The 20,317-nt window shown below is 66.0% G+C and carries 16 protein-coding genes; 5 read left to right on the top strand and 11 right to left on the bottom strand.

Annotated features, from left to right (window positions below):
• The first annotated feature begins 79 nt into the window (after nucleotides 1–79).
• Nucleotides 80–1,297: a D-alanyl-D-alanine carboxypeptidase family protein gene (locus TSH20_RS21570; protein ID WP_109156047.1), complete on the top strand. Its 1,218-nt coding sequence runs from the start codon at nucleotides 80–82 to the stop codon at nucleotides 1,295–1,297.
• 10 nt (nucleotides 1,298–1,307) lie between these two features.
• Here TSH20_RS21570 and TSH20_RS21565 read toward each other — a convergent pair whose 3' ends face one another.
• From TSH20_RS21565 to TSH20_RS21530, 8 genes are all read right to left on the bottom strand, one after another.
• Nucleotides 1,308–3,539 carry a hybrid sensor histidine kinase/response regulator gene (locus tag TSH20_RS21565; RefSeq protein WP_109156048.1) on the bottom strand — a complete coding sequence of 744 codons (2,232 nt, stop codon included), beginning with the start codon at nucleotides 3,537–3,539 and terminating at the stop codon, nucleotides 1,308–1,310.
• A gap of 566 nt (nucleotides 3,540–4,105) precedes the next feature.
• Nucleotides 4,106–5,407: an O-antigen ligase family protein gene (locus TSH20_RS21560; protein ID WP_109156049.1), complete on the bottom strand. Its 1,302-nt coding sequence runs from the start codon at nucleotides 5,405–5,407 to the stop codon at nucleotides 4,106–4,108.
• A gap of 3 nt (nucleotides 5,408–5,410) precedes the next feature.
• Entirely contained in the window at nucleotides 5,411–7,600 is a 2,190-nt protein-coding gene (locus tag TSH20_RS21555; RefSeq protein ID WP_109156050.1) for a hypothetical protein, read from the bottom strand.
• A gap of 44 nt (nucleotides 7,601–7,644) precedes the next feature.
• A complete protein-coding gene (locus TSH20_RS21550; RefSeq protein WP_109156051.1) occupies nucleotides 7,645–8,457 on the bottom strand; it encodes a class I SAM-dependent methyltransferase in 813 nt (270 codons plus the stop codon).
• 55 nt (nucleotides 8,458–8,512) lie between these two features.
• Nucleotides 8,513–9,706, bottom strand: a complete 1,194-nt coding sequence (locus TSH20_RS21545) for an outer membrane beta-barrel protein (RefSeq protein ID WP_158282043.1) — start codon at nucleotides 9,704–9,706, stop codon at nucleotides 8,513–8,515.
• A gap of 43 nt (nucleotides 9,707–9,749) precedes the next feature.
• Complete coding sequence (locus TSH20_RS35040; protein WP_158282042.1) at nucleotides 9,750–10,310, bottom strand: polysaccharide biosynthesis/export family protein; 561 nt, start codon at nucleotides 10,308–10,310, stop codon at nucleotides 9,750–9,752.
• Nucleotides 10,311–10,362: 52 nt separating this feature from the next.
• Nucleotides 10,363–11,598, bottom strand: coding sequence for a right-handed parallel beta-helix repeat-containing protein (locus tag TSH20_RS21535; protein ID WP_158282041.1), 1,236 nt, complete (start codon nucleotides 11,596–11,598; stop codon nucleotides 10,363–10,365).
• A gap of 80 nt (nucleotides 11,599–11,678) precedes the next feature.
• Entirely contained in the window at nucleotides 11,679–12,572 is an 894-nt protein-coding gene (locus tag TSH20_RS21530) for an FkbM family methyltransferase (protein WP_109156055.1), read from the bottom strand.
• Nucleotides 12,573–12,715: 143 nt separating this feature from the next.
• On the opposite strand from TSH20_RS21530, the gene TSH20_RS21525 reads away from it, so the two are divergent.
• The 4 genes from TSH20_RS21525 to TSH20_RS21510 are packed head-to-tail and all read left to right on the top strand — an operon-like array spanning nucleotide 12,716 to nucleotide 16,744.
• A complete protein-coding gene (locus TSH20_RS21525) occupies nucleotides 12,716–14,002 on the top strand; it encodes a lipopolysaccharide biosynthesis protein (RefSeq protein ID WP_109156056.1) in 1,287 nt (428 codons plus the stop codon).
• A gap of 5 nt (nucleotides 14,003–14,007) precedes the next feature.
• Nucleotides 14,008–14,640, top strand: coding sequence for a phosphatase PAP2 family protein (locus TSH20_RS21520; RefSeq protein ID WP_109156057.1), 633 nt, complete (start codon nucleotides 14,008–14,010; stop codon nucleotides 14,638–14,640).
• Entirely contained in the window at nucleotides 14,637–15,512 is an 876-nt protein-coding gene (locus TSH20_RS21515) for a PIG-L family deacetylase (RefSeq protein ID WP_158282040.1), read from the top strand. Before TSH20_RS21520 ends, TSH20_RS21515 begins: the two co-directional genes overlap by 4 nt.
• On the top strand, nucleotides 15,503–16,744 hold the full coding sequence (locus tag TSH20_RS21510) for a glycosyltransferase (protein ID WP_109156059.1): 1,242 nt from the start codon (nucleotides 15,503–15,505) through the stop codon (nucleotides 16,742–16,744). Before TSH20_RS21515 ends, TSH20_RS21510 begins: the two co-directional genes overlap by 10 nt.
• 56 nt (nucleotides 16,745–16,800) lie before the next feature.
• Here the strand turns inward: TSH20_RS21510 and TSH20_RS21505 are convergent, their stop codons facing one another.
• The 3 genes from TSH20_RS21505 to TSH20_RS21495 are packed head-to-tail and all read right to left on the bottom strand — an operon-like array spanning nucleotide 16,801 to nucleotide 20,216.
• Entirely contained in the window at nucleotides 16,801–18,054 is a 1,254-nt protein-coding gene (locus TSH20_RS21505) for a glycosyltransferase family 4 protein (RefSeq protein WP_109156060.1), read from the bottom strand.
• Complete coding sequence (locus tag TSH20_RS21500) at nucleotides 18,051–19,133, bottom strand: methyltransferase domain-containing protein (RefSeq protein WP_109156061.1); 1,083 nt, start codon at nucleotides 19,131–19,133, stop codon at nucleotides 18,051–18,053. Before TSH20_RS21500 ends, TSH20_RS21505 begins: the two co-directional genes overlap by 4 nt.
• A 42-nt stretch (nucleotides 19,134–19,175) precedes the next feature.
• Nucleotides 19,176–20,216 (bottom strand): NAD-dependent epimerase/dehydratase family protein, encoded by a 1,041-nt coding sequence (locus TSH20_RS21495; RefSeq protein ID WP_109156062.1) that lies wholly within the window; start codon nucleotides 20,214–20,216, stop codon nucleotides 19,176–19,178.
• Nucleotides 20,217–20,317 lie beyond the last annotated feature (101 nt).

Here is a 20,317-nt window from a genome sequence, read left to right as displayed (position 1 = left end):
CCGCTTTCAAAGGGGGAACCCGCAACGCCGACAGCGCCCGCGCCGCAACGGGGCTGCACCAACCGCCGGACCTGAGACGATGCCCCTGCTCGCCCGCGCTTCGACGCTGCTGCTCTCCCTGACCGCTCTCGCGGTCCTGCTGGCGCCCCTGCCGGCCTCGGCCAAAAAGGGTTGGACCCCGGTCGCCGCGGAGATCCTGATGGATGCGGACAGCGGCAAGGTCCTGCGGGCGCGCAATGCCGACCGGCTGACCTACCCGGCCTCGCTGACCAAGATGATGACGCTGATGCTGACCTTCGAGGCGCTGGACCGCGGCACGCTGCGGCTGAACCAGAGCCTTGTGGTGTCGCGGCATGCCGCGTCGATGCCGCCGTCGCGGTTGTGGCTGGCGCCGGGCAGCACCATCACGGTGGAGCAGGCGATCCTGGCGCTGGTCACCCGCTCGGCCAACGACGTCGCGGTGGTGCTGGGCGAGGCGCTGGGCGGCAACGAGCCGGCCTTCGCCAAAAAGATGACGGCGCGTGCCCGCCGGCTCGGCATGCGCCACACGGTGTTCCGCAACGCGTCGGGTCTGCCCGACCGGCTGCAGCGGACGACGGCGCGCGACATGGCGACCTTGTCCCGGGCGCTGATCCGCCGCCATGCCAAACATTACGCCTATTTCAAGCGCCGCAGCTTCGACTGGCAGGGCGATACGGTCTATGGCCACAACCGCCTGATGGCGCGCTATCCCGGCATGGACGGCATCAAGACCGGCTACATCGCCGCGTCCGGCTTCAACCTTGCCGCCTCGGCGGTGCGGGACGGCCGCCGCCTGATCGCCGTGGTGATGGGCGGGCACAGCGCCGCCGCCCGCGACACCCAAGTCGCCGACCTGCTGGACGCCGGCTTCAAGCGCCCGACCAGCCCGTCCAGGCCGGCGCCCGTGCAGCCGGATCTGGTGATTACCAAAAACAGCGCCTCGACCGCCGAACGCAGCACGGCGGTGAGCGTTGCCGTCCCTTCGATGAAGCCGGCCACCACAAAGTCCGCCACCACAAAGTCCGTAGCGAAGCCCGACGGCGGCTCCTGGTCCATTCAGGTCGGCGCCTTCGCCAGCCATGCCGCGGCGGTGCGCAGCGCCCGCGACACGGCCAAGCGCTTGGGCCCCCTCGCGGCCGGCGCCAGTCCCGCGATCGTCCGCTCCGGCGGTCTCTACAAGGCCCGCCTGACCGGATTCCCCGCCGCCACCGCCGACGCGGCCTGCAGCGCCCTGAAGACGGCCGGACGCGGCTGCTTCCCGCTGCAGGGCCAGTAACGCGGGCTTTCTAAAGCGCCTCCATGATGTGCCCGATCAGGGCCGCCGGCGGGATCGGCTTGGACAGGATGCGGATGCCGGGCTCGCGCCCCAGATCCTGCAGCACCGCCTTCTCGGCATAGCCGGTGACGATCAGGACCGGCAGGCCGGGGCGGTGGCGGCGGACGAGGCGGGTCAGGTCGGCGCCGGTCATGCCGGGCATGGCGAAGTCGGTGACCAGGACGCCGATCCCCTCGTCCGCCTCCAGCAGCGCCAAAGCCTCCTCGCCGCTGGAGGCCTCCGACACCAGGATGCCGGCCTCGTCCAGCACCGCGGCGTTCGCCATGCGGACCAGGGCGTCGTCCTCGACCAGCAGCACGCGCACGGCGTCGGACAGGGCGGCGGACGGCACGGGCGACGGCCGGTTTCCGGCGGCGGCCCCGTCGGGCGCGTCCGACCCGCCGTCCGCCGGAACCGGGGCGTGGGGCAGGTACAGCGTCACCGCGGTGCCGAGGCCGGGATGGCTTTCCAGGCGCATGCCGCCGCCGGACTGCGCGGTCAGTCCATGCACCATGCTCAGCCCCAGACCGCTGCCCTGCCCGACCGGCTTGGTGGTGAAGAAGGGGTCGCAGGCCCGCGCCAGCACGTCCGGCGGCATGCCGGTGCCGCTGTCGCGCACGGTCACGGCGACATAGCCGCCTGGCGCCAGAGAGGGTGCCACGGCGGGAGAGAGCCCGTCGCCCGTCCCCGTCTCCGCGTTCTTACCCACCCCCACCGACAGGCTGGTCACGGCGATGGTCAGGGTGCCGCCGTCCGGCATGGCGTCGCGGGCGTTGATGGCGAGGTTCAGCAGAGCGATGTCGAACTGGTGGGGATCGACCAGCGCCGGCGGCACGCCGGCGTCGCGGTCGATGCGGATGCGGATGGCGCCGCCCAGCGTGCGTTCCAGCAGCGTCGCCATCCCCGCCACCTGGGCGCCGAGGTCGACCGGCGCCGGGGCCAGCCGCTGGCGGCGGGCGAAGGCCAGCAGGTGCTGGGTCAGGGTGGCGCCGCGGTCGACCGCCTGGCTTGCCACCTCCACCGCCCGGCGGCTCTCCGCCCCGCGCAGCTCGCCGCCGGCCTCCAGCATGTGCAGGCTGGAGCGCACCGCCTGCAGCAGGTTGTTGAAGTCGTGGGCGACGCCGCCGGTCAGCTGGCCCAGCGCTTCCATCTTCTGCAGCTGGCGGACATGCTCCTCCGCCTCGTCGCGGGCCTCGACCGCCTGCCGGCGCTCGCTGAGCGCGCGGTTGGCGGTCTCGTAGGCCAGGAACTGGCGCGCCATCGCCCACAGCATCAGGGCGAGCGCCACCGCGCTGACCAGCCCGGCGCCGGCAATGACGACCGCCTGACTCTTCCAGCGGGCCAGGATCTCCGTCCGCGTCCGGCTGACCCCGACGACCAGCGGGTAGTTGCGCAGGACCTGGAAGGACAGGATGCGGTCCTTGCCGTCGATCGAGCGCGGCGTTGCGTAGGTGCCGGTGTCGAAACGGGCGATCTGTTCGGCGACGCCGGGGCTGGTGGCGATGGTTCCGACTTTTTCGGGCACCGGCGGGAAACGTGCCAGCAGCATGCCGTCGCGCCACCACAGGCTGAAGCCGCTGCCCGGTTCGACATGCAGGCTGCGGTAGAACTCCTCGAAATAGGACAGGCGGATGGCCCCGACCACCAGACCGGCCAGCCCGCCGTCGGGGGTGTTCACGCGCCGCGCGATGTAGAGCGTCCACTCCCCGGTGACGATGCTCTTCGTCGGGCGGCTGACATAGGCCTGTCCGGGATCGGCATCCTTGAGCGCCAGGACATAGTCGCGCTGGGACAGGTCGAGTGTCGGAGCCGGGAACTGGCGGGTGAAATTCACCAGATTGCCGTCGGCGGCGACCAGGCTCAGGGCCTCCATCTGCGGCAGGCTGGACGCCTTGGCCTTCAGGATCTCATGAACCTGCCGCTCGAAGCGCAGCCGCTTGAAGGCCTCGAGGCTGCGCCGGTTCTCAAGGGGAATCTGCTCGGCGATTCCGCCGACGGTCAGGTCGATCCCTTCGATGGCGCGGGCGGTCTGCTCGGCCAGCGAGGCGTTGAGCGTGCGCAGGCCCAGCGTGGCTTCGGCCAGCGTCTCGTCATGCAGCCGGTTCAGAACGATCGCGGTGCCGCCGCACAGCACCGCCAGCACGGCGACGCCGAGCGCCCCGATGCGCTGGAGCGGACGGTTGGTTCTCAGAAGCCGCAGCATGCCGCCCGTTTCCGATCCGCCCTCACCGCCGCGCCCGCATCCATCTCGAACCCTGTTCCCGACCCTGTTCGCGCTGCCGTCGCCATGTCGATCCGCTTCCCCCCGTGATGGGCCAAGTGACGGCCAATGTGGCGTTCGCCGTCCGGAAGCATGGATGGTTTCGACACTGCATAAGCGTGACTATAGACGCCGCCGTCCGCCGGGCAATCGGCTGCAGGTCATAGAGCGCGCTTGTCCGCTGCGGCGCTTCGATCCGAAGGGAGGCTTCCACCGCGACCCGCGGCGTACCGAGTTCCATGTCGGCGCAAATGACAGGGTCCAACATCCATTCCGGCAACACGGTGATGATGCCAAGCGCCACCCGACGAAAACGAGATGGCCGATGGCGTCTCGCTCCACATCACCCGAACGCGATGGCCATGCAGCGGATGCCAGCGGTAATGGACGTCAACATCCTGCCCGGCATGGGCACAATGGACGGGCGATGGCCTTGGGCAGACGTGCCTGGTTGTTCTGCGGCTCGGACCGCGGCGGGCAGCGCGCTGCCGCGATGTACAGCCTGATCATCAATCGCCCGCACGCACGATGTGGGAGCCGACTTGACGGGCTGCCGGGGTTATTGGGCTTGAATGCTCTCCCAGCACCGGTGCCATTCCCATTCCCATCACCAGGTAAAAGGGAATCGATTGGAAGGGCGTTTCAAAGTAGTTGCTGAAGAATGAGATGGATATGCCGGCCAACCAGTACAGCATTCCGAAAGGTTGATCCGAACATCTGTAGGATACCCATTGCAGGTATAGAATGGATAGCTGGAACAGAGCGAAGATCACGACGCCGATCCAGCCGGTGTAGCCCAGAGCATAATAGAAAACGTTGTGAGGGGTTCGGACATTTTCATGTTCCTGGCCGGCACGCACACTGGGTGGGGCGAGGCTGAACAGGTCGAACCCATATCCGTGGCCGAACAACTCCAACTCCGGGCTTGAGTTGGCGGAAGCCCAGATGGTTTCCCACCAGGCTTGGCGCCATTTCAATGTTCCGCCATCGTCGGCCGCGTAGGGGCTGAACTCGGCGGCCAATTTTTCATCGAAGGGAGCGACGGCGCGGCTGACAATGCTGGAAAAGGAGACCTCGCCGCGCCCAGCGATCTGAATTTCCGACAGTTCGACGAGGCCGAGCAGCGCCAGCCCCGCCGCAGCCAGCGCGATGATGCGGCCGATGCGGCCGGTCAGCAGCGCCCAAAGCAGGATCGCCAGCCCCAACCCCAGCCACTCCGCTCTGACGGAGTTGCCGAGCAGGACGACAATGTTGAGCAGCAGCAGATGCCAGACCTGCCCAAGCCTCTTTTCAAAACAGATCAGGCCCAGCACCGCGGCGGCCGAGGCATTGGCCTGACTGAAAACACGAACATTCTCCGTTCCCGGCAGGAAGAGCTCGATGTCCTTCAGCGCCACCAGGTAGAGCAACCCATACACGCCGTTGAACCATGCAATGGCGCGCAGGGTGCGTGACAGCAAGGACGGGTCGTCACGTCCGGCCCACAGGCCAAAATAGAGATAGAAGCTGTAGTAGTTGAAGACAAAGTACTTGATGATGTCGAAGCCGGAACCGGCGAATATACCGCGCACAGCTTGCAGAATGCCGCACAGCAAGAACAGGTACTGTGCCGTCGCCAGGATGCTTAACGGTGAAGGCCGCAGGAGCGAGGTGACCCACAGCCCGATCGCCGCTTGTGGCTTGGCGAGGATGAAGGCACCCAGCGCCAGTTCTCCGATGAACAGCTTTGCCTGCGGGATTCCGAAATAGGCAAAGGTTCGCCCCAGACAGAAATAGCCGACGGTCAGGAAAGCAACGAAGCGCCCCCACATCGCCTACGTCCACCCGGAACCAGGCATGTCGCGGGCCGACGCCGTGAAGGAGAGGAAACGGCTGCCGGTATCATGCCCCCACTCCCAGTTGGCGAGGATGCCGACGCGGCGGATGGTCAGGCCGGGAAAGCCCGGATAGATGTCCGACAGCCTGCGATACAGCACGGCCCGGCCATCGACGTGGACACGGTAGCGGTCGCCATCGCTGACCACCCGCAGAGTGACGGGAATCCCCGGTTGGATGCTGTCGCCGACATTGGTCCAAGCGGCGTCGTAGATGTCTTCAAAGCCATTGAGATGGAAGAAGGACGACACCGCCCCACAATGCTTGAAGCCGCCGCTGTGGCTGTTGTCGATCCAGCTGTTGACCATCAGATAATTGTCAGGATCCTGCCAGAAGATCAGCCCGGCACGGCCCCGGCAATCCTCCTCCCTGACCGCCGGCGGCGGCAGCAGAATGGCGCTCAGGTCAGCGAATTCCGGAGAGGCCCAGTCGATGCCGTAGGCCAGACGCCGGCGCACCGGCTTGGCCGGGCTGGCGATGACTTGAACGCCGTGCCCGTCGAGTGCCATGCGGTCCACGCCCATCAGCTTGCGCCAGACCAGTTTTCCGGCGGTGCGGCCGCCCAACCCGCGGGAGATGTAGCCGTCCAGGTCGTTGTGCGGTGGGCCTGAGAAATCCTCCTCCACCAGCGTGCAGGTGCCGTCCTCGACCCAAGGAGCGGCCATGCACAGCACGGGCGGGATGGGCACGGCACGGGGGTGGGCTTCAAACTGGCGAATCAGCGACTGGCCGGGTCCGTCCGCCGCCAGCCCGACGCGGCGGCCGTCAATCGGCCAAGCGCTCTCAAGCCTGTCTTCACTGGAAAAGGTGCACAGCTCCTCACCGTCCAGCATGATCTGGATGCGCGTGCCCTCATCCGTCACCTGAAGATGGGATACGCATCCTGGCCTCAGCCCACGGTCTTGGACCGGGTGCAGCAGCCGGACCGTGCCGGCACGCCGCTCCTCCACTGTGCAGTGGCCCTCTTCCAGACGAAGCTGCCAGCAATGATCAGCGTCGACCGCCCGCCAGACGAGGGTCACGGCGCCCGGCTGGTCAGCCGCTTCGATCACCGCGTGGATCAGGCCCGAGGCAACGAAGGGGGCCAGCAAGACCAGGCCGGCGCCGGACGGGACACAGCCTTGTGGGGTGCGGCGGAAGGCTCCGGAGCTGCCGGTCCACAGTCCGCCTTTTTCTGCCAAGGATCCGGCGAGATCGCCCTGTCCTGTCAGGAGGTCGGCAGCCTGGGCGGTGCCGTACCAAAGAGCGAGGTCCGGCAGATCAGCCACCCGCAGGCCGTGGACCTGCGTGTCGCCGCTGAAGCCGATTTCACCCACCGCGCTCTGGTGCACTCCGGCCCACAGCTCCTGGGTCTGTCCGGTCGGGTCGATGGCGACCGGCCGCATCGTCGGGAAGGAGAGCTCCCCGGCAACCGTCTGAGTGGAGGGGAGGTAATAGGCGGCACCCTGCGTCCGCAGCAGGACAATATAGTGCATCGGCATGTTGGGAAAGCGGGTGTCGACCGGCATCAACCGACTGCCGCTGTGGCAAAGCAGATGGGCATTGTCGGGACCGGCCCCCCGCACCACCCAGGCTTCGCCCTCCTCCACCGGATTGCTGGGGATATCGGCCCCGAACCAGCCAACGGCTAGATTGCCGCCAAGCTGCTCGGCCGTGACCCTCGTCTTCAGCGCGCGATGCCAGCGCAGCAGCCGGCGCGGCAAGGGCTCGCAGCGCCAGCGCCGCGGCAGCAGCGTGAGGCGCTTGAGCAGCGGCGTTTCCCCGCTGCCGAGCAGCCATCGGCCGACGCGACGGTAGAAACTGCCCAATTTGTAGGGGGCGGCGCCGTTGTCGGCATTGAGGACATAAGCCGCCATCGCCAAGCCTGCCCGGCGCTGGAACGGTCCATAGGCGAGGGACGCCCGCCCCCATCCGGGCTCCGCCAGCGGCCTGATGCGCAGCACGCCGTTGTGCACCGACAGAACGCCTTCGGGGTCGGCGCCCCGGCGCCGATGACCGTCCGGAGTGAGCGAGCCGATGACCGCTCCAGGGCCCAGGTCATGGACGAAATCGTCCTGGAGCACCACGGGCTTCTCAGAACCTGTCGTGTGATCGGTGCAGTCCTCCGGATGGGTGAACTGGTCGGGCACGATGCCTCCCACGTGCGAGAAACAGGGCGAAGCAGCCGGCGCTCTCAGACCGCCTGAAACAGGTCGTAGACATGCCGGATATGGTCGGTGAAGCCCTTGCGCGCCGGCAAAGGCGGCACCTCCTGGTGACGGAACAGGGCCTGCATGCGCGACAATTCCCGAGGATCGGCGATCAGGCCGCGGTTCCAGCCGACCAGCAAAATGCCGCCCGGTCGCATCACACGGTGCAGAGACTCCAGCGCCCCATTCATCGGCTCGGTCTCGTTGAGGCCGAAACCAAAGACCCCGTTCAACAGGACAAGGTCGAAATGACCGGCAGGATGGTGACGATGAATGTTGCGGACATCGGCGGTGACGTGGCGACCACGCGCTCCCCAGCAGCGGGCCGCCGGGTCGATGTCGGTGGTGTGGTATTCGCTTCCGGCGGCCGTGAACCATGCCCCGTAATGGCTGGTGTAGCGGCGGCAGCCGACGAACAGGACGCGCTGCGGCCGTGTGGCCGCAAGCACCGGAAGAATTTCCGTCTCAAGATAAATGCGGTCGGGCTGGGCGGGAACCGCCTTTTCCGCAAGATAGGTGCCGAACCGTCCAAGCCCGACCTGTTCTGCCGCCTTTCGCAGCAAAGGCATGCGCGCGGCCAAACCGCGGGACATGTCGTAAATCGGCTTCCAACGGGTGAAATTCTCTTCCATTCCGCCGATCCGCTGTTGGACGATGGGTGTCGGATTTTTTGCCCGGATTTTTGTTCGTGGCGTTCTGCTGCTGTTGTCTTCAGAAGAAGACATTGCACCCGGCCCGCCGCAACCGCTCTTCCGTGCGTACAGGAGGCAGGGCGGCTGCCCCGAAGGAAGACCCATATATACCTCCCCCGTGTGGAGCGGATCATGGGCGGCGTGGTCGGGGAAAAGCCGGTCAGAGTTGCAAGCGGAGCCCGACCGTCACCGTCGTCTGGTCGAACCCGGCTCTGGCGGCTGTGGAGGTCCGGTGCAGCGTTCCGATTTCCGAATAGGCCGCCATGGTCCTGTTGATGAGATACCGCACCCCCACCCCGGCCCCCCAGGTCTTGTCGGTGCGCGGTGTGCCGGCGAACTCATCCTCCCGGTAGGAGAGCCGGGCCCCGACCAGGACGTTGCGGTACAGCTCGTAGTCGGCGGCCATCTGTACGGTGGTGTTCAGGCGGGTGGAGGCGAGGGTTTGCTGCGTCGCTTGGGTCGACCGGCGAGCCGAGGCTGTCACCGTCAGCCTTTCCGTCGGGAACCACTGGGCGGTGCCGTTGACCGCCACGCCGGTCAGGGCAGAATAAGCTGGGTCGTCAAAGGTGGCATAAAGGGCGCCGATCGAAAAATTGATGATGAGCAGCGACGCGACCTCGAAATCGACCCCGACCAGCAGGTTGTATTCCTTGTTGTCGCGGCTGACGCCGTTGGCGCCCGCCTCCGCGTAGTGGCGGTCGCGGTAGACCGGCCGCACAAACAGGGCGATGCGCGGCGATAGCTGATAGCCGATCTGGGCCGCTGCCGACAGTTCCGTCCGATCGAGCAGGCGATCGGCCTCATTCTGGAAGTCATAGCGCTCGTACTCGATCTCCGTCCGCGTCAGCAGGCGGTTGAAGGCTTTGTTGTAGGTGAGCTGAAGAAACTGTCGGTCGAACAGCGACGGGCGCGAGTTGTCCGGTGCTTCCGGGTCGGTGCGGGCCTGCGCTCCCCGGCCATAGGAGGCAAAACCACTGGCCGTTCCCAGAGATGCGAGATCCAGGCTGCCGGTGAGCGAGCCGCCATACTCATCGGTGTCGGCGACGTCATTCTCCCAATATCGGGTAAACCGGCCGTAGAGTTCGGTGCTGAGACTGTGCCGCGACCAATTGCTCGACAGGCGAACTTGCGGCAGGAGCACCGTGACGAAATCGCTGCGCGTGTCCGTTTCGGTCGCAAAGACATTGTCGGTGTAGGATTGGCTCAGCGTCAGGCTGGGATACAGACGCAACCCGCCGAGTGGCACGCCGGTGGGGTCATAATCGGGGCGTTGCCGATCCATCACGCCAGCGGTCCGCCCGACGCTTTGCGCATGGCCGGGGGACGCGACGGCCAGGACGAGGCCGATGCTCAACAGGGCAAGGCGCAAGGGGAGAAGGCGGCGGGACGCAGGGCGATCAGATGATGCGCTCGAACACATAGATGACGTCCCCCGGTTCGATTCTGGCGCTTCGACCGGCCCGTCGCTCGACCTTCTCATTGTCGAGCTTTCGGGTGACAGAGACATAGTCGCCCTGGGCCCGGTAGGTGAAACCTCCGGCGATTGCGACGGCGGTCAGGACCGACATGTCGGGAACATAGGGGTAGGCCCCAGGGCGGGTGACCTCGCCCAGGATGAAGAAGGGGCGGGCGGTGACGACCTCGACCGACACCTCGGGCGAGCGGAACTGCCCCTGCTTGAGCGCCGTGCGCAGGTCCTGTTCAAGCTGCGCCGTGCTTTTGCCACGGGCCTCCAGGCGGGGCACGGTGGGAATGGAGATGGAGCCGGTGCCGTCCACCTTGAACTGGCCGGAAAGCTGCGGATCGTCCAACACGATCACCCGAAGCTCGTCACCGGTGTCCAGCTGGTAAGGGTGCACTTGGCTTTCTTGAAGGTCCGGCAGCGAACTGCCGGGGTTGATCGCGCAGGCGCCCAGCACCGGCAGCAGCAACATCATCACCTTGAACGGCCTTTTCATTGTGAGCTCCCCCAAACTGGGCGCAGGGTCCGCATGGCGTTGCGACCGCGGCTTACTGCGCCAGGCCTTGCGATTCGAAGCCGAATGTTTTGACGACGTCCGCGAGCGTGCCGGCCGTCTTGCCATTCCATGAGACGAGGGGGCCGGCCTGCTGCTCCGCCTGCGGAACGAGGTAGCGGTTGCGATTGATGACAATGCCGTGCTGCGTCGGGTCAAACCCATCCCAAAGGCCGGGGCCTGTGGCGACCGCCGCCGTCGTCCAGCCACCGCACAGATTGCCGCGGACCTGCAGGTCGCCCAGCAGGGGCGCCGGGGGCTCCCCGCGCGGCAGGTTGCGGAAGGCGATACAGGCGGGGTTGCCGAGCAGGACATTGCCCTCGATCAGGACGCCACTGCTCTCCAGCACCTCGATCCCGGCGCTGCTGTTGGCCATCACGATGTTGTCCTTGACCTGGCCATGAGCATCTTGATTGTACTCGATCCAGATGCCGGGCCCCTCCCACCCCTCAGCATTGCCGGCATTGCGCCGGATCAGGCTGTTGCGGATGACGAAGTTGCGGTTGGCGGTGTCGAGCCACAGCCCGGGACCGATGTTGTCCTCGCTGACCAGCCGCTCCACCACCAGCCCATCGGTGCCGAGGAATTTCGTCACTGCGGAATTGGCGGCCGACGCGATCAGGCGCTTCCGGTTGATCCGCCGGATGGTGACGTCCGTGACCCGCAGATTGCGTCCCCCTGCCGCGACGATGGCGTGGGCCGTCGGCGAGTCGATGTCTTGGAACAGACTGGCACGGACCGTCACGTCGTTGCCGCGGATGTTGACGCCGAACCCCACCCGATCGAACAGGCAGGAGTCGATGTGCCAGCCGTTGGATGCCCGCACCGCCGGCCGTTCACCGATTTCCCGGAATACAAGGCCTTTCAGCGTGACCCAGCTGTTGCCGCTGCGCGTGTCCGGGTCATGGTCGCCGGCCCACTGCTGTGGCTGGAATCCGCTGTCCGCGCCGCTGATGACGACGGTCCCTGGCTGTTCGGCCTCAAACAGGATCGGGGCGTCCGGCCGTCCGTCATGCACGATTTCCACCGATTCAGTGTAGATGCCCGGCCGGATCAGCACCCGGTCCCCGGCCCGGGCCCGGCGGGCGGCCTCTCCAAGGCTGCGCAAGGGGGCGGCGGCGCTGCCGCGGTTGCGGTCGTTGCCATCCGGCGCCACGACATGGGTTGCGGATGCCGCGGCTGTCGACTGACACAGTGCCGGCATGCTCAGCAACACAAGCGCCAGCAGCAAAACCGGCATCCGATGGGGGGGCATTGCGGGGATCACCGTCGGTTCCTTGGCTGCGGTTTTCCGTGCACGCGGGGAGAGTGTCAGGGCAAAGGGGGGCAAGCCGCCCCGTCCCACTGGGCGAAGCCGTGGATCACCGACCAGGCAATGCCCTGATAGGAGCGCTCCAGCCGCTCCACCCGATAGCCATGCTGCGCCAGCCTTGCGGCCAGTGCTGCATATTTTGCCTCTGCCGCTGCCGGCCGTTCGTCGTCGACCTCGAAGACGATCATCGGGTGGTGGCTGTCGAGGGTCCGGCGCATGCCGTCGAGCACGGCCAGTTCCGTTCCTTCCACATCGATCTTGACCATGGCCGGCACCGCGATGCGGCCGCTGTCGATCAGCCCGTCGATGGACAGAACCGGCACCTCCGTCTTGTCGGTCACGTCGGGCGGCAGGTCGTCGGACGACAAGGTGGCGCCGCCGGAATGGGCGGTCAGGTGGAGCGTTCCGGTGCCGTTGCAGGCGCCGGCCGCCACCGGCAGCACGGTGACATTGCCCAGCCCGTTGACCCGCGCATTCTCCTGGATGCAGGAGACATTTGCCAAAACCGGCTCCACGGCCACAACCCGGCCACGGATCCCCACCAGCCGGGCGGCGATGATCGAGAAGAATCCGATGTTGGCGCCGATGTCGAGAAACACGTCGCCTGATTTGAGACAGTCGGCAAGACACTGCTGCACCGGGGGTTCGCAGGTGCCGTTCAGATGGTCGCGTGTTGCATTCAACAGCTGAATCCGCAGCCCCTGCCCAACGCCAGAGCGGACCTGAACAGTAATGGACACACCGCCACGATTGGCTGCTTTGATAACAAAGCGCGCTATCTTCTTAGCAATCGCCATGTCATTGCCCTTGAATGCCGTTGCTTTGACCAAGCAGGAATCAATTATCGATTGGTTGTACCCTGCTGTCATCCAGCAAAGAGTGGTCTTGGCCACCTGATCTCTGACTTTCCCTTTCGTGAAGGCCGCCAACACGAAGGAATAGGCAGGCTTATGCGATTGCCCATAAGAATCTTGGCGGTTTCCGCGTCTATCCTGGCCGCGCCTCAAGCGCTTTCCCAGCACGCAGAGCGGGTTCCATGCGATTGATCGTTCGCGCGCGCTCCGTCTCGCGCCATCCGTTGAGTTGGGCGCTTGTCGACCAGGCCGTCGCCAGCGGCGCGAATTTCCTGACCATTGTGATCCTCGCCCGTCAGCTGGGTGTGGAAGGCTTTGGACTCTTTATGCTGGCCTGGCTGGTGCTGTTGTTCTTCCGAAGCCTGCAAGGCGGCCTGATCATCGCCCCGATGATGAGCATCGGCCCGAAGCAGGAGCCGCAGCGCCGCGATGCGTATTACGGGGTGGTGCTGGCCTGCCAACTGGTGCTGGTGGTGGGAGGCAGCGCCTTCATTCTCTGCGGCGCCTGGGTGATCGCGCTGATGGCGCCGGGCGCGATCCCGACGCAGATCGCGGTGCCGCTCGCCGCCGCTTGTGCCGGCGACCAGTTGCAGGAATTTGCCCGCCGCCTGTTTTTCTCGCAGGATCGCCCACGCCTTGCCGTCCTGGTGGACGTGACGACCTACGGCAGCCGCACCCTGCTGTTGCTTCTGTTCGGCGGCGGCACAGAACTGGCGCTGTGGTTCGTCTTCCTCTCCGCCCTGCCGGGGATGGGAGTGACGCTCTACGGCCTTGCCGGCCTGCGCCTCACCGCCGCCGCCATGCGGGAGTTCCTGCCGCGGCAGTGGCGCTTTGCCCGCTGGACGGTCGGCGCGGCCCTGTTGGAATGGGGGTCCGGGCATCTGATCGTGATGGTGGCCGGCGGTGTCTTGGGCACGGCAGCGGTCGGCGCCATCCGGGCGACCACCAACATCTTCGCCCCGGTGCAGGTGTTGATCCAGGCGTTGAACAACGTCGTGCCTGTGCGGGCCGCGGCGTTGCTGGCCGAGGGCGGCGAGCGGCCACTGGTCCGCTACCTGACCCGGGTCACCGCGCTGTCTGGAGCGGTCTGCCTCGCCATCCTGGCGGTGGGGACTGGCTTTCCCGCGCATATCCTGCTGCTGCTCTATGGTCCCGGCTATGAGCAATACGCCCATCTCGTCTACTGGTGGGTCGCCATCTATGCCGCCGGCTTCTTGCAATTCCCGCTGAGCGCGGCGCTGTCGGCCATCGAGCTGACCCGTCCCTTCTTCCTCAGCATCCTGTGCGAGGCGGCCTTCGGCATCGTCAGCGCCTGGGTGCTGCCGCACTGGTTCGGCCTTGACGGGACGATGTTCGGCATCCTCGTCACCCGGGCTGCCCCGGTGCTGGTCCTCGGCCTGTGCCTGACCGGCTGGTGGCGCCACAGTATGGTCTCCCCCCGCCCTGCCGACATCCGGGGAGGAGCCTGAAAGCAATGGACCCACTTCTTGCCAAAGCCGTGGATGGGGTCACCAATCTAGGGGATTTGGCCATCCTGCTGCCGCTCTCCGTCGGCGTCTTCTTGTGGCTGCTGGCCTTTTGCTCCCGGCAGGCGGCGGGGGCCTGGGCAGTGGCCATGCTGGCGGCGGTGGTGCCGATCGCGATTTTGAAATTCGCGCTGCAGACCTGTGACTCACTTGATCGGCTGCGTCTGGTGACACCCAGTGGCCATGCCGCCTTCGGCACCGCCGTCTATGGAGCGATCGCGATGCTGGTCGCCCGGCAAAAGCCCGGCTGGACCGGACTGGCCGTGACGGTGGCGGCCCTCGTCATTGTCAGCATCTGCGTGACGCGCTTGTTGATTGGTGTTCATTCGCAAGCAGAGGTGCTGGTCGGGTTGGCCATCGGTGCGGGAGCCCTGCTGGTCTTCCGACACCATCTCCGCCGCTCCCCCCCATTCACCATCGATTTTTGGCGCATTGCCCTGGTCTTGGGGCCGGCTTGTGCCGTCATTCTCGCCTGGATGCTCTACCACGACTGGGGCTTCTCGCCGAACGGGGCGATCCGCGAGGCTGCGCTCGGGCTGGGCGCAGCGACCTTCCAATGCGCGCCGCAGGTGCCGGAATGAGCGGAGCACTCTCGTCCAGGACTGTGGCGCGCAGGCTCTATCGCTCGGCCATTTTCAAAACCGGCCACGCCGCCGGCATTTCGCTGTACCGCCGGCTGTTGCTGGCGCGCGGGCTGGACGACACGGCGCGTTTCGAGCGCAGGTCCACCTTGGTGCTGGCTCCCCATCCCGACGACGAGACGCTGGGCTGCGGGGCGACGATCTTGCGCAAGCGGGCTGTGGGCACGCCGGTCCATGTGGCGGTCCTCACCGACGGCGGTGCGTCCCACCGCTCGGCCGTGCTCGGCCGCGACGATCTGATCGCGCTGCGCCGTAAGGAGGCGCTGGAGGCCACCCGCCTCCTCGGGGTGCCGGCAAGAGCGGTCAGCTTTCTTGGCTATCGCGACGGTTGCCTTGCCGAAGCCGGCAGGCAGTTGGATGAGGAGCTGTGCCGCCTGATCACCGCTGTGGCCCCGCAGGAGCTTCTGGTTCCTTCGGCCATTGATGGGCACCCCGATCACCGGGCACTGAACCGGGCGGCACACCGTGCCGCAGCCACAGCGGCCGCCGCGACCGGGCAGCCGCTGGAGATCTTCGAATATCCGGTGTGGTTTTGGGATGCCCGCTCCTGGATCGACCTGGAGGCATCGGCCGCGATGAAGTTGTGGCAGATGCTGCAGCGGCCGGTGTTGTCGCTGCGGCGACTGACCCCTTTGCTGGTCGAGACCAGCCCGTTTCTGGACCGCAAGAAGATGGCGATTTGCGCCTATCGCAGCCAGACGACCAATCTGACCGGCGAGGCCGACTGGCCCGTGCTCGATCCCCACTTTCTCACGCAGTTCCTGCAGGAGCACGAAATCTTCTTTGCATCGGGGGCTGCCACATGGACCTGACGCACGTGACGGCGGTGGAGCACCCGTCTGCGGCGCCGGCAGACGGGCGGCCGACGATCCTCCATATGCTGCCGGACTTGGCGCTGGGCGGCGGACAGGCGCTGTTGCTGCGCAACCTCGCACGAATGCGCAACGGGCCTTTCCGCCATGTGGTGGCAGCGCTGGGCGGCGGAGCCATGGAGGCAGACTATCGCGCGGCCGGCCTGCCGGTCTTCGTGCTGCCGTTCGACAGCTGGGCCGGCTTGCCGGCCGTCGTGCATCGGCTGGCGAGCCTTGCGCGGGCCGAACGGGTGCATCTGATCCACACCAACAACACGATGCGTGACCGGATTCCCGGACAGTTCGCTGGGCTGATCCGCCATATCCCTGTGGTGAACAGCTTCCACGCACTTGCGCCGAGCCCCCTGCCCTTTCCCGACCGTCCACATGCGCTGGCGCGCATCGTGCGCCAGCGCATGACGAGGCTTGGCAACCGGGCTCTGCTCAACCTCAACCTTGCCCGGCTGGTGGCGGTCTCGGAGGCGGTGCGGGCCAGCCAGTCGGCGTGGCTCTCGCTGCCTGCCGACCGCATCCGCGTCATCCACAACGGGCTGCCGCTTGGCGACCCAATGGATGCCCACCGCAACGAGGTCCGCGCCGGCCTTGGCATCGCCGGGCGTTACCCGGTGATTGTGAATGTCGGCCGTCTGGTGGAAGGCAAGGGCCAGCGGTTGCTGATTCCGATGATGGAGACGCTGACGCGGCGCTGGCCGCAAGCCTGTCTGCTTGTGGCTGGCGAAGGAGAGGATCGCCCACTGCTCGAGCGCATGATCACGCAGGCGCGGCTGGAGCGCCATGTGCAGCTGCTGGGACAGCGCTTCGACGTGCCGATGCTGCTGGCTGCCAGCGACATCTTCATCAGCGCGTCCCATTATGAAGGATTCGGTCTGGCGGTGCTGGAGGCGATGGCGGCGGGCCTGCCGGTGGTGGCGCTGTTTACGCCGGCGCTGTTGGAGTTTATGGCCGACGGACGCTCAGGCCTGATCGTCCACCGCCCCGATCCTTGCGCGCTCGCCCGGGCGGTTGATTGCATTGCGGCGGACCACGACCGCGCCGCCGCCATGGGGGCGGAGGGGCGCCGGCTCGCGCAGGCCTTCAGTCTCGACGCGACCGTGGAGAAAATGCTGGCACTTTATGCTGAGCTGCTTGGCAGTCCCTCCGCCAAGAACGAAGGGACGCTGAGCGCCGAATAGCGCAGAGCGTGCTGGGTTGCGGACGACGTCCCAGCAGCCTCCCTGGCCGAGCATGGTTAGGACACTGCCGGGCGCGTGTGCATCCATTCCTGCAAGGCGCCGTACCACAGCAGGTCGATGTCGGCGAGGTCGAACGTTGCGGCGATCCTCTGCGCCGCGCGCGACATCGATCGCCGCTCCTCCGGTGTCAACGCCATGAATCTGCGGATGCCGGCCGCGACACTGGCCAGGCTCTGCTCCACGACAAAACCATCGACTCCGTCCGCCAGATACTCCTCGATGCCATGCAGCAGAGGGGCGATCACCGGCAAACCGGCGGCCGCTGCCTCCAGGCTGACCAGGGAGAAGGATTCGTAGTAGGACGGGAAAACGAAGGCATCCGACGCCCAGAAATAGGGGCGGACATCGCTGCAACTGCCCATGAACAGGACGCGTCCCATCGTGGGGTCGGACGCCAACAGGCGGTAGGGCCGCAGTCCCTGTTCGGTCCCACCGACCACGAGAACCACAACCCGTGGATCGGCGAGATGTCGGTGCGCCTCCAGAAGAATGGGCAGTCCTTTGCGGTCGAAGTGACCGTGGGCAACGAACAGCAGCACGGTGTCCCGATCGCTCAGCCCCAGATCGGCGCGGAATGCCGAGCGGTCGAAGCGATCCGGCCGGTGGAGATGGCGCACGTCGATGCGGTTGTGGATCACTGTGGTCTTGCCGGAGGTGTCGGGGAACACGGCGTTCAGTTCCCTCGCCAGCCCTTGTGAGACGGCGATCACCGAACGGGCGCGACGGAACACCAAGGGCTCCACCCTCGCCTGCACCGCATGGTTGGCCCAGTGGAGACACCCCATCAGGCTGTCGCGCCGTATGGGGCAAGGGGCCATGCCGAGGAACGCGCGATTGCAGAAATGGATGTAGTAGAGGTCGGCGAACAGGACGACGGTATCTGCACTCAAAACAAAGTCGAACGGCCGCCGGCGCCGCAGCCGCTCGGCGACATAACGCAGCGTTGCAGCGGCGTGGAAGGCGCCATATTGGAGCACCAGAGGGCGCCGCGGTGTCCGCACGGGCACATGGCGGATGCGGTCGGGCCGCGGGTTGTCGAACGAGATGGCGAAGACGGTGAAGTCGCACACGTCAGCCAGCGCTGACAGCATGGCCAAGGTGCGGCTGCCGACCGGGTTGGTCGCGACGACATGGTGGTCGAAAACGGCAATGGCCGGCCGGCCGCCGGTCGTGCTGTCGACCTTTTTCAGCCGGGCGTGATGCGATCCAGTCGCCGCGCCACCGATGGCGCTTTCGCTCTTGTAAGTCATGGCCACCCCGCATCGGCCGTACCGACCGAAGTGTCTGTGGTTGTGCCGACCGGGGTGCCAGCGGCCCCGTCGGCCGATTTGTGGGCCGTCCGGCGCATCGGCTGCCCGTCGTCGGCTTGCCTGCCGGATCGCGCCCGCACAACCCCGGCCTTGGCGCTGACAATGATGGTGTGGCCGAAGGCGATCTTGCGGTCCGTCTCCAACGCCGGGGCGAACAGTAAGGCAAGGACCTGCGAAAGCGCGTAAAGCAGGGTGAACAAAGGCCCCCGCTCCACCGGCCGCGGCGCCCGGCCCAGGAGCCGGCGGTAGAGGGCACGCAGGAAAAACTGCCGCGAGAACCACAGCCGGTGATAGGGCTGCAGAGGTTCATAATGGACGGTGGCGTTGACAAATCCGGCCTCCGCCAGCAGTCCGACCAGCGCTTTCTCCGACCAGCGGGAGAGGTGATGCGGCGGCATGTTCAGCACGTCGTTGACGCACACGCCTTCAAAGCCGTCATCGTTGGGCACGCTGACGACCAGCAGGCCGCCATCCCGCAGAGCCTGCCGACAGCCGGCAAGGAAGGCGGAGGGCTGGGGCGTGTGCTCCAGCACCTGGAAACTGACCACCACGTCATACTGGCCGGACAGGCGTCGGGAATGCGCTTCGACGGTCTCGTCATAAACCGTCAACCGGCGGCGTCGGGCTTCCGCAACCGCACTTTGTGACAATTCCAGCCCGGTATAGGTGGCGCCGGGCACAGCCTCGGCAAAGTTGCCGACCCCGCACCCGACGTCGAGAACCCGCTCTCCCGGGCCGATCAATGCAGAGGCGTAGCGGAACTCGTATTTGTCAAGGTCATAATATCGTTCATGCAGGCGGATTGCCTCGTAGAAGCTTTGGCTCCCCACGATGACTGGATGAAAGAACTTCACACCGCTCTTGCTGCACCGGTAGAGTCCGATCCGCTCAAGTCCTTGGAACTCCTCCGTGACATCGATCGACTTCCGGCGGTAGAGGCGGATGATGTCCTTCACACGGACATCGAAGATCAAGTGCGCCGGAGCGCCCGGCGCAATGATCGAATCCACGATGGTCATTGCCGTCTCCCATCGTCCATTCCGGAACGGCTGTGTTCGCTATCACGCAGCAACACCAGGACAGGCCGGCGTTCTGCCGGTCAGGGGGGCGGCCGGCATGTCCGGAGCTGGGCCGTAAACCTCCCGCCCGGCGGCGGCGAGCTGGCGCCATATCCACGCGTAGGTCGGGGCCAGGCCCTGTTCCAGGCTGACCGAGGGTTCCCAGTGCAGGACCTGGCGCAGCAGCGTGTTGTCGCTGTTTCGGCCGCGCACGCCCTGCGGCTTGGTCAGGTCGTGACGCAATTCGACCCGCTTTCCAGCAATGGTGGAGATGATGCCGACCAGCTCATCGATGGTCACCATGACGTCGGTGCCGAGGTTCAGCGGGTCGTGGAAGTCCGAGCGCATCAGACGGAAGATGCCCTCCACACAATCGTCGATATACATGAAGGAACGGGTTTGCTGACCGTCGCCCCAGACATCCAGGGTGCCGCCGTCGGGGCAGAGCGCCACTTTTCTGGAGATTGCCGCCGGCGCCTTCTCCTTCCCGCCCTCATAGGTGCCGAGAGGGCCATAGACATTGTGGAAGCGCACGACCCGGGTTTCGAAACCCCAATCCTCTCGGTAGTAGGCTGAAAGCTTCTCCATATAAAGCTTCTCAAGCCCATACCCCTCCTCCGGGTCTGCCGGCCAGGCGTCGGCTTCCTTCAGCGGCGTCACCTCGGCATTGGTTTGCAGGTGCTGCGGATACACGCAGGCCGACGAGGAGAAGAGGAAACGGTCACAGCCCTGGAGCCTCGCGGCTTCCAGCATATGGATGTTGATCATCGTGTCGTTGCGGGCGATCTGCGCATGCTGGGCAGTGATGTAGCCGATGCCGCCCATATCGGCGGCAAGATGATACACCTCGTCGATGCCCGATGCGGCGATCAGGCAGTTGTCGAACCGGCGCAGATCAAGCGTGAGGAACTCATGCGCTTGCGTCGGTGCAAACTCCGGCTCCTTGACATCCACACCCCGGACCCAGAACCCCTTCTCTTTCAAGAAGGACGCCAGATGATGGCCAATGAATCCGCCGGCTCCAGTGATCAATGCACGACGCATCGTTCTCTCCTTTTCGAGATTGTCTCGATTTTGTCTTGATGCCTAAAGCAAAAGTTATATATTCGACGACTTGCCTTTCCATTCATGCTACAGCAACGCAA

Source organism: Azospirillum sp. TSH20 (assembly GCF_003115935.1).
Taxonomy (GTDB): Bacteria; Pseudomonadota; Alphaproteobacteria; order Azospirillales; family Azospirillaceae; genus Azospirillum.
The sequence above is the reverse complement of the archived record's forward strand: the minus strand, read 5'-3'. Positions and strand labels throughout refer to the sequence as shown.